This is a genomic window from Actinokineospora guangxiensis (assembly GCF_042657845.1).
In the GTDB taxonomy this organism is placed as follows: Bacteria; Actinomycetota; Actinomycetes; order Mycobacteriales; family Pseudonocardiaceae; genus Actinokineospora; species Actinokineospora guangxiensis.
Genome location: NZ_JBHSKF010000029.1, coordinates 1 through 9,125 on the forward strand (window position 1 = coordinate 1; position 9,125 = coordinate 9,125).

Below are 9,125 nucleotides of genomic sequence, written 5' to 3' on the forward strand. Positions count from 1 at the left end.
GGCGCGGCCGTGGGGGTGCTCGGCGGGGAGGGTGGCGGGAGTGGTTTCGGTGGGGTGACGGTCGCGGTGGGGGCGGCGGGGAGCGTCGGGGGCGCGGCTGGAGGAGGGGGTGCGGGCGCACCTGCCGCGGGAGCCTGCGGAGGAGCGGACGGTGGTGGGGACGCGGGAGGCAGGGGCGGGGTGGGCGGTGGTCCTCCCGAGGTCGCGGGAGGCTTGGGGGGAGCGGGCGGGACCGCACCTGGCGCCGCTGGTGGGGCAGCACCACCAGTCGCCGGAGGCCTGGGCGGGGTCGGCGGGGGCGCGCCACCAGCCGTCGGAGGCCGGGGCGGGGCAGGTGGAGCAGCACCAGCAGCCGCGGGGGGCTTGGGCGGGGCCGGTGGGGGCACCGCGCCGGGAGCGGCGGGAGGGCGGGGTGGGGGCGGCTTCGGGGGGCCGCCCGCGGGAGGCGGGGGCTTGGGCGGGGGCGGCTTGGGCGGGGCAGGCGGCGCGCCACCGGGGCGGGGCGGGGCGGCGGCGGGGGTGCCGGGGCGGGCCGCGGTGGTGGCGGGGCGGGTGGGGGTTTCGACGGGTGGGCGGTTGCCCACGTCCAGGTACAGGGCCGACTGGACGCGGGACAGGAAGCCGCGCTTCGGCTGCTCCTCCTCGCCCTCCACCTCCGCGCGCGGGGCGGGCTTCACCCGTTCTCCCGTCCACTCCAGGAACGCGCCGCACTGGCCGCAGAAGGTGTCGGACTCGGCGTTGTGGTTGCCGCACTTCTTGCAGACGATCACGTCGTCACCTCCACGCGGTGGACGACGTGGGCGGGTTTGCCCGCCGCTACCGCGTCCTCGACCAAGTCCGACGGGACGCGCGCCGGGTCGGCCACCCTGACCCGGACCGCCATGCGGGGGTGGGCCTGGCCGGGCAGGTCGGCGGCCGGGTCCAGCGACCACGCGACGCCGCCGCTGTCGGCGATGTCCACCTCGCCGCCGGTCAGCACCCCCAGGTGCGCGCGCAGCCCGGCGACGGTTCCGCGCATCCGGTACATCTCCACCGCCGAGGCGACGACGGCCCGCCTGCGCTCCAGCGGCCAGCCCTCGTCCAGGTCGATCCCCACCCAGCCGGACAGCCAGGCCAGGAAGTCCTCGGGCGCCAGCAGCGGGTCGAGGTAGTCCACCAGGCAATCCACAGTGGACAGCACTGGCGCGAGCACGTCGTCGAAGCCGCCGACGAAGCGCTCGGTGAACGGGTCCTCCTGGTAGATCGAGGGCAGCATGTCCAGCAGCGGTGCGGGCGAGGGCAGGCCGGGGACGAGTCCGCGCATCAGTGGTCCTCCACCTTCACGTGGTGGTCGTAGCCGAAGACCAGGCTGTGCCGGTCCAGCTCCAGCCGCTGGGTCTGCGCGCCGCGCTCGCCGGTCACCGGGTTCGCGCCGAACAGGCGGACGTCCTCCACCAGGTCGACGCCGCGCACGCGTTGCAGCAGCGCGTACACGTCACCGGCCTGCACCGGCCGCCCGAAGGGCCAGCCGACGCCGTCGGGGCCGCCGCTGATCGGGTTGAGGAAGCCGTACAGCGCCGCCAGCGCGTCCGCCCGCACCTTGGCCTGGTCGACGCGCGGGCGGGCGATCACCCGCGCCACGACGGTCACGCCCCGGTAGCGCGGCGGCGACACCAGCACCCGGGTGCCGATGAGCCGGACCGAGTCCAGCCGCTCGGAGATGCGCGCCAGCATGTCCTCCCCCGGCACCAGGTCGGCGAACTCGATACGGCCGACGTCCTGGGCCGCGGAGGGCACCACGAGCACGCGCAGCGATCCGGCGTCGGCCTCGTCGTCGCCCGCCGTCACGCACCGCACCCTGGCCACCTCCGGCGCCGCCTCGCGGGTGATGGCCTCGTAGTCCTCGGCGGTGACCGCGCGGCTGCGGGTGCGCAGCAGGATCGGGCCGCGCGCCTTGGCCTGCTCGACGGTCTCCCCGTCCACCCCGCCGGAGGCCGCCGCCAGGTTCTCCACCGCGGCCACGAACGGGATGGACGACTTCAGCGTGCGGATCGTGCGCCTGCCGACGTTGCCCGCCCGCCCGCCGCCGACGGAGTACCGCAGCCGGATCGCCGCCCCTGCCGCCGGGACGGCCCCGTGCGCGCGGAACCCGCCGTCCGGCTCGCGGATCGACGGACCGAAGTGGACGCTCATGCCCGCGGCGTCGAGCACGAAGTGGCGGTCGTGCGGCCCGCTGGCGACGAAGTGCTCGACCCGGGCCCACTCCTGCCAGCCCGACTCCGAGGACACTTCCAGCAGCGCCCCCTCGGCCACCACCGGCCCCCGCACGATCGGGAACGTCTGCCCGGGAACTCCCTCCGACGTGCCCAGCAGCTCGTCCTCGACCAGCTCGCAGTGCGCGGCACGCACGGTCCCGCCCGCCGTCCCGGCCACCAGCGACCCGACTACCGGCGCTTCGCGGTAGGTCGGGAACTCCGGGTCGACCTCGATGACCCGCGCCCGCAGCCACCCGGCCCGCTCGCCGCCGATGAGGCTCGCCTCGTGCCCGGCGGGCACGTGCACCAGCACCTCGCCGAAGGTGTTGAGCGCGCCCGTGGTGTCCGAGGAGACCAGGCACCGCACCCAGTCTGTCCCGCTCCACGCCTCCCACACCAGCGGCGGGTGGTCCGGGTGCACGCCGACCCCCTCGACGCGCGCGGAGACCTCCAGGCGCACCACGCAGTTCGGCACCGCCGAGGTCAGCCCGACAAGCAGCACGTCACCGGGCTCGGGCACCGCGGAGAACGCGGCGAAGTTCTCCCCCATGCGCAGCCGGTCGGTGTGGAAGACGGGTTCGTCGTCCCCGGCGCACCTGGTGGCCACCGCGTGCAGCGCGCACGGCACGATGGCCAGCGGACGGGTCGTGGTGAACACCACCGACTCCTCCACGTCGGTGCGCACGGTGGCGACCTCGGTGCCTGCGGGGATGGCGACCTGGGTGATCGCGGGCGCCGAGAGCCAGAACGTGACCGCCGCCTGCGCCGAGGCAGGCGGGATGAGCCGCAGCCCGATCATCTCAAGGAACTTCACGTACAGCCGTTCAGGCACCTGGTTGAGCCGGAACAGCATCTGGTCGGTCATGTGGGCGAAGGTCTCGATCAGCGTCACGCCCGGGTCGGACACGTTGTGGTCGGTCCACTCGGGACAGCGCAGCATGACCATGCGCTTGGCGTCGTCCACCAGGTCCTGGAACCGGCGGTCGTCGAGGTTGGGGGCGGGCAGCGCCATCAGTAGTCACTCCCGTCCTCGGGGATGGTGTAGAAGGGGAAGACCAGGTTGCGCCGGTCGTTGGTGTCCTTGATCCGGTATCGGATGTCGATGAGCAGCGCTCCCTGGGTGTGCGGGTCCGGGCGGACGTCTACCACCTCGATGTCCACCCTGGGCTCCCAGCGCAGCAGGGCGCGCCGCACCTCGTGCGCCAGCTCGGCGATGGTGGACGGGTCGATCGAGCGGAAGACGTAGTCGCGGATGCGGCTGCCGAACTCCGGCCGCATCGGCCGCTCGCCGGGGTAGGTGGCCAGGATCAGCCGCATCGCCTGCTCCAGCTCCACTTCCCTGCGCACCAGCGCGATGCCGCCCTGCGCGCCGACGCCGAGCGGGAACGCCCAGCCCGCGCCCACGAAGTCTGCCGACACCGCGGCCTCCCCTTCAGTTGAGCTTGATGACCTTGCCCTTGATCTCGGTCGCCATCTGGCCGTCGATGGTGACCGCCTTGCCCTTGATGGAGACCTGCCCGTCGGACTCCAGGTTGAGCCCACCCGCGCCCGCCTTGATGGTGATCGCGCCCGTGCCGCCGCACTCGATGGTCAGCTGCCCCCGGGGCGGGCTGGCCGGGGGCGCGGGGTTGCACACCAGCGACACCGTCCCGGCGACCTGGTCGATGCGCAGGGAGAGCTTGTCGTCCTTGGTGCCGAGCACGATGTCGGAGCGGGCGGGCTTGGGCGACGGTGGGGTGATGTCGTCGCCGAAGAGCAGCCGGTTTCCGGCGGGAGTGGCGATGCCGCGCTCGACGACCGCGCCCGCGCCGTTGACCGCGGTGGCCATCGAGCCGTAGTCGGAGCTGTCGTTGATCAGCCCGCCGAGCACGTAGGGCCGCCGCGGGTCGCCGAACTCGAAGCCGACCAGGACCTCGTCGCCGACCTGCGGGACGAACAGCATCCCGCTGCTGCGGCCGGCCCCGACCTGCACCACCCTGGCCCAGTCGGACTCGTGGTCGGGCGCGAGCCACGGCATGGTCACCTTGACCCTGCCCTTCTTCTCCGGGTCCTTGATGTTGGTGACCAGCGCGCACACCAGCCCGTCGGTGGGCGAGCGCCGCGCCTGGCCGCTGCCCGCGAGCTTGAGCAGCGAGCGGTCCTGGCGTCCGCTGACGACGAACTTGGTGTGGTAGCCGCCCTCGGTCGGGTCGAACACATGCCGGGCGTTGGTGACGACCCACTTGCCCTCGAACTGCTTGGGCACGCCCTCGACGGTGACCGTGCTGCCCGCCTGCACGTCGGGGTCGCCGAGGGCGTCGCCGTCGGCCTCGGCGAAGGTGCTGGCGACGTGGTCGGCGACGCTCTTGGCGATGCGGTCGGCGGTGCTCTGCGCGGTGGCGCCGCGCCCGGCGGGCCGGTCGACCACGAGGAAGGCGGTCGGACTGGGGGCCGCGCCGAGGTTCAGCGGCGGCATCCCGGGCAGCGGGGGCGGGCTCGGGATCGGGACGGGCAGGCTGAACGCGCCGGTGAACGACCGCGCAAGCGCTTTCGGGTCGTCTTCGACGTCGGCCGAGCCGGTGGTGGCGTCGGCCTTGCCGACCACGACCTGCCCGGCCTTGGAGTCCCACACCCGCACCTCGACGTCCGGGGTCAGGTTGGCCGCGCTCATCCGGGCGATGAAGGTGAACAGGTTGTCCTTGAACGTCAGCGACGATCCGAGCCCGGCCACCGACGCCGCCGCGCCCATCAGCCCGCCCGCTGCGCCCGCGGAGCCGGAGGCCCTGCGGAAGAAGAACTTCCCGCGGGCGACACCGGTCTCGAAACCGATCTCCCTGGCGCGCTCCAGCAGGAAGTCCCAGTCGGTCTGGGCGATCTGGGCGAGGTGGGCGTGCGTGCCGGGCGAGGCGTCGACGACACCGACCTTGATGCCCGCGTCCTTGGCGAGCTTGCGGGCGATGTCGGCGTCGGTCATGTTGACGAACGTCCGGGTGCGGCGGGCCCGCTGCAGGCGGTGCGCCTTCTCGTAGCCGCGCACCACGGTCAGGATCATCGAGTCCTGGCAGACGGCCTCGACCGCGGTGACCTCGCCGGTGATCAGCTCGGTGTCGGAGCCGCCCGCCTTGCGCCCCGTGACGGTGACGACCGCGCCGATGCCCAACCGCGCGTCGGCGACGAGGCTGCCCGCGTCGTCGGCGAAGGTCAGCTCGAACATGTCGGGCAGGTGCAGGTGGGTGTCCACGACCGCGCGGATGAGCAGCTGGGCGTGGTGGGGCATCAGCGGCACGCCGACCGGGTGCCCGATGGAGATGGCGGGCATCACGATCGCGGAGGTGTCGGTCATGCCGCTCCCCCGGTCAGCTCGTGCGGGTTGGGCAGGTAGAGCACCTGGCCCGGCCTGACCCGGCTCGGGTCGGTGATCCCGTTGACCTCCGCGATGCGCCGCCACAGGCCGGGGCGCTCGTAGTGGTGCGTGGCGATCGAGGCCAGCGTCTCGCCGTCGGCGACGGTGTGCGTGCGCCTGCCCGGCATCCCGCCCGACGTCGGGTTGGTCGGCAGGCTGGCCAGTTCGCTGGGCTGCTCGCGCAGCACCAGGTCGACCTCGGCGCGCAGCGGGATGCCGGTGACGTCGAAGCGGACGTAGTTGATGGTCACCGAGGTCAGGCGCACCTCGTACATGAAGGCCACCATGGGCGGGCCCCACTGGAAGGTCAGCACGGGCAGCGTGGTCTCCAGCGACGCGCCGCCGATGCCCATCGCGCCGAAGCCGCTGAACGGGCTCATCCAGCGCAGCAGCTGGTCGCAGCGCAGCTTCGCGGTGATCCCCTCGAAGATGACCTTGCTCAGGGTGATCTGCGGCGCCTGCACGGTCCTGGTGATCGTGCCCGAGGCACCGCCAGGGCTCTTGAGCCCCTGCATGTTGGGGCGCACGGTGTAGCTGGCGGACCGCTTGACCGCGATCTTCTCGGGGTTGAAGTCGAAGGGCACCAGGCCGGGCGTCTTCGGGTTGAGGCAGTAGAGCACCGCGGGAACCCGGGCGCCCGCCACCACCGCGGCGCTGATCCCCGCGCCGACGACGGCCGACGCGGCCCCGTGCGCGGCGTCCAGCGGCGCGGAGACCGCGCTCGCCGCCTGGTCGACCGGACCCCCGGACATCGGCACGCTGAATCCGGTCACTGTCCCGCCTCCCCGAGCTTCTCCACGGCGGTCGCGCCGAGCAAGAACCATCCGGTCGTGCCCGTGTCGGTGGCTGATTCCCGTCCCGGTCCCCTAGGGTGCGGTCGGCAGGTCGGCGGCACAGACCGCAGGCATGCGGGCGCCATCACAGGAATCCCTCATGGACCAGGGTCAGCGACTCCATCGCGACGCCGAGGGTGAGCGCGTCGAGGTCAGGGCCCTTCCACGCGCTGGGGTAGACGTTGCGCAGGTGCCAGGAGGCGACCTCCTGGGCATGGGCGTCGAAGAGGGTGATCTTGGCCGTGCCGCCGGGGGCGCCGAGCATCGACTGCACCCACGCCTGCGCGCGGTTGCGCAGCCACGACTGCACCGCGGCGGCGCCCGCCTTGTCCATGGCGCGTTCGAGCGTGATCTCGGGGTAGTCGATGTGGTCGGGCAGGACCGGCTGGTACAGGTAGTTGCCGCCCTCCTTCACCTTGCGCGGGTTGAACTTCACCGACAGCCCCTTGCAGCGGGCCCAGCCACCGAGGTCCACGCCGTCGACCGAGACGTGGAAGCGCAGGGTGAGGGCCAGCATCGCGTTCACGCTCAGCGCCACGGGTCCTCCTAGCCCGGCAGCTTGCGCAGGTCTTCGAGGAAGCCCTTGTGCGCCAGTTCGAGGGTTTCCAGCGACACCTGGCTCGCGCCCGCGTCGAAGGTGGTGATGGCCCACTTCACCGGCATGACGTCGCGCAGCTCCCACTCGGTGATCGCGCCCTTGTCCGGGTGCGGGCCGAAGAGCTGGATGCTGCCGACGAAGACCTCGAACTCCCAGGAGTTCTTGTTCAGCCACTCGCGGACCTTGGTGGTCTCCTCCGAGACCGCCCTGGTCAGCTTGATGTTGCTGTACTTGGTGTTGCCGGGGAAGTAGAAGCGGTCGTTGCCGCCGTCGCCCGCCCGGTACTCCGCGACGTCCCAGGTGACGTCGAGACCGTCCGCTTTGGACCAGCTCCCGAGGTTGTAGGTCTCCTTGCCGCTCATGCTCACGACGAACCGGTTGGCCAGCGCGATGGTGCTGCTGTCGCTCAGCGCCATGGGGTCGTCTCCTCTCTATCGGAAGTCGGTCAGGATGCCCGCGCGCTCGCGGTCGACCAGCAGCTCCAGCCGGAGCCTGCCGCGGAGGCGGTCGTAGAGGCGGTTGGTCAGCTCTTCCAGGTCGAGGCGGTCGAGGTCGAGCGGCTCCTGTTCGCTGCCGTGCATGTCCTTGGCGGGCGCGGGGGGCTTGCCGCCCTGGTAGCGGTCGTCGCCGCGGCGCTCGGTGAAGGAAACGGTGTCGCCGAACGCGCCGCCCTCGACGGCGGGGAGGAGTTCCTCGGCTTTCGCGCGCTGGCTCTGGGCGGCGTGGTTCTGCTGGGCCTGGGTCTGTTGAGCCTGGTTCTGCTGGGCCTGGGTCTGCTGGGCGGAGAGCGCCGCGGCCAGGCCGAGCTGGTTGACGGCGGCCCGGTGCGCGCCGATGCGGGGTCCGCCCCGGGGCGCCTCGGCGCCGCCGACGGTCTCGGTGAAGGAGACCGTGTCCCCGAACGCGCCACCGACCAGCGGCGGGGTCTGCCTGCCCGGCGCCGACCGACCGGTGCGGCGGCGCTCGCCGGTGATCTCCTCGCGGTCGAGCCGGTTCTCCAGGCGCTCGACGTGCTCGGGCTCCAACCCGCTCAGCAGCGGCTCGCCTGCCTCCAGCCGGTCGGCGTTGATCTCCTCCAGCATCTCCGCTTCGAGTTCCTGGCGGCGGCTCGCCCGGTCGGGCCCAGGCGCCGCCGAGCGGAATCCACCCGCCCGACCGGGCTCCGGCCGCGTCCACTCCTCCACCACCCGGTGCGCCGAACTCTCCGCCAGCCGCACGATCTCCTCGCGCGCGGGCTCCTCGAAGTGCGACCGCGCGGGCTCAGGCGGCGCGACCGGCGCGAGCTGAGCGGGCCCGGCCAGCTCCAGCCGCCGAACCGGATGCCGCAACTCCGCTCGCCCGACGGCCGTCGACTCGTACCGCCGCTCCACGGCGACCGCCTCGGCCTCCATCCGCCGCCCGACCTCCCCGTCCGGCACCCGCCCGACCCTGCGCTGCTGCGCGACGTGCACCAACTCGTGCGCGATGAGCGCCCGCGCCCGCCCCGAGTTCACCGCCCCCGCCGACTCAGGCAGGAACACCGCCCCGTCCTTCGCGAACGCCCGCGCCCCCCGCTCCCCCGCCGCCCGATCCACAGCGGACCCCCGAAACACCGGCACATCCCCCAACTCCGCCCCGGTCACCCGGCCCACCTCAGCCGCGATGTCCTCCGGCACCCGCACGACTTCGGCCGCCATGTCCGGCAACGCGAACGCCAACGCCTCCGCCAACGACGGCCTCCCGGCCGTGTCCACGGAGTCACCAGCCGAAGGTAGGGAAGTTGTCCACAACCCGCCGGTAACCCCTCCCCCACCCCCCTGAACTCGATAGACTGGCCAGGGGCCGTGCCCCCGAGGTGTGGTGGGGGCTGTTTGGGTACCGGGTGGGGGTGCAGGCGAGCCGGTTGGGGATGGCGGGTGGGCTGGGGTTTGCGGGTGGGCGGAGGTTTGCGGGTGGGCTGGGGTTGTTGGGTGAGCTGGGGACGGGTGGGGCGGGGTTGTTGGGTCAGCTGGGAATGACGGGTGGGGTGGGGTTGGCGGTGCCCTTGCCGAAGGCCTTGTCCAGCTCGGGCACGGCCTCGGCCATCAGCTTCAGCATGC

General features: G+C 72.9%; 8 protein-coding genes. All 8 read right to left on the reverse strand.

Annotated elements, in window-relative coordinates:
- Positions 1-766 precede the first annotated feature (766 nt).
- The 8 genes from ACFPM7_RS30210 to ACFPM7_RS30245 all read right to left on the reverse strand — a co-directional run bounded on the left by ACFPM7_RS30210 (position 767) and on the right by ACFPM7_RS30245 (position 8,780).
- A complete protein-coding gene (locus ACFPM7_RS30210; RefSeq protein WP_378251258.1) occupies positions 767-1,303 on the reverse strand; it encodes a phage tail protein in 537 nt (178 codons plus the stop codon).
- A complete protein-coding gene (locus ACFPM7_RS30215; RefSeq protein ID WP_378251259.1) occupies positions 1,303-3,246 on the reverse strand; it encodes a putative baseplate assembly protein in 1,944 nt (647 codons plus the stop codon). Before ACFPM7_RS30215 ends, ACFPM7_RS30210 begins: the two co-directional genes overlap by 1 nt.
- Complete coding sequence (locus tag ACFPM7_RS30220) at positions 3,246-3,653, reverse strand: GPW/gp25 family protein (RefSeq protein WP_378251260.1); 408 nt, start codon at positions 3,651-3,653, stop codon at positions 3,246-3,248. Before ACFPM7_RS30220 ends, ACFPM7_RS30215 begins: the two co-directional genes overlap by 1 nt.
- Before the next feature lie 13 nt (positions 3,654-3,666).
- On the reverse strand, positions 3,667-5,556 hold the full coding sequence (locus tag ACFPM7_RS30225; protein WP_378251261.1) for a phage baseplate assembly protein V: 1,890 nt from the start codon (positions 5,554-5,556) through the stop codon (positions 3,667-3,669).
- Positions 5,553-6,389: a CIS tube protein gene (locus ACFPM7_RS30230; protein WP_378251262.1), complete on the reverse strand. Its 837-nt coding sequence runs from the start codon at positions 6,387-6,389 to the stop codon at positions 5,553-5,555. The genes ACFPM7_RS30225 and ACFPM7_RS30230 overlap by 4 nt, the downstream gene beginning before the upstream one ends.
- 145 nt (positions 6,390-6,534) lie before the next feature.
- Positions 6,535-6,987, reverse strand: a complete 453-nt coding sequence (locus ACFPM7_RS30235; protein WP_378251263.1) for a phage tail protein — start codon at positions 6,985-6,987, stop codon at positions 6,535-6,537.
- A gap of 8 nt (positions 6,988-6,995) precedes the next feature.
- Complete coding sequence (locus ACFPM7_RS30240) at positions 6,996-7,463, reverse strand: phage tail protein (RefSeq protein ID WP_378251264.1); 468 nt, start codon at positions 7,461-7,463, stop codon at positions 6,996-6,998.
- 15 nt (positions 7,464-7,478) lie between these two features.
- Positions 7,479-8,780 (reverse strand): DUF4157 domain-containing protein, encoded by a 1,302-nt coding sequence (locus ACFPM7_RS30245; RefSeq protein WP_378251265.1) that lies wholly within the window; start codon positions 8,778-8,780, stop codon positions 7,479-7,481.
- Positions 8,781-9,125 lie beyond the last annotated feature (345 nt).

Excerpts from the sequence above, each read along its gene's own strand:
- ACFPM7_RS30225 (WP_378251261.1), bottom strand. The coding sequence starts at position 5,556 with ATGACCGACACCTCCGCGATCGTGATGCCCGCCATCTCCATCGGGCAC.
- ACFPM7_RS30210 (WP_378251258.1), bottom strand. The coding sequence starts at position 1,303 with ATGCGCGGACTCGTCCCCGGCCTGCCCTCGCCCGCACCGCTGCTGGAC.
- ACFPM7_RS30240 (WP_378251264.1), bottom strand. The coding sequence starts at position 7,463 with ATGGCGCTGAGCGACAGCAGCACCATCGCGCTGGCCAACCGGTTCGTC.
- ACFPM7_RS30215 (WP_378251259.1), bottom strand. The coding sequence starts at position 3,246 with ATGGCGCTGCCCGCCCCCAACCTCGACGACCGCCGGTTCCAGGACCTG.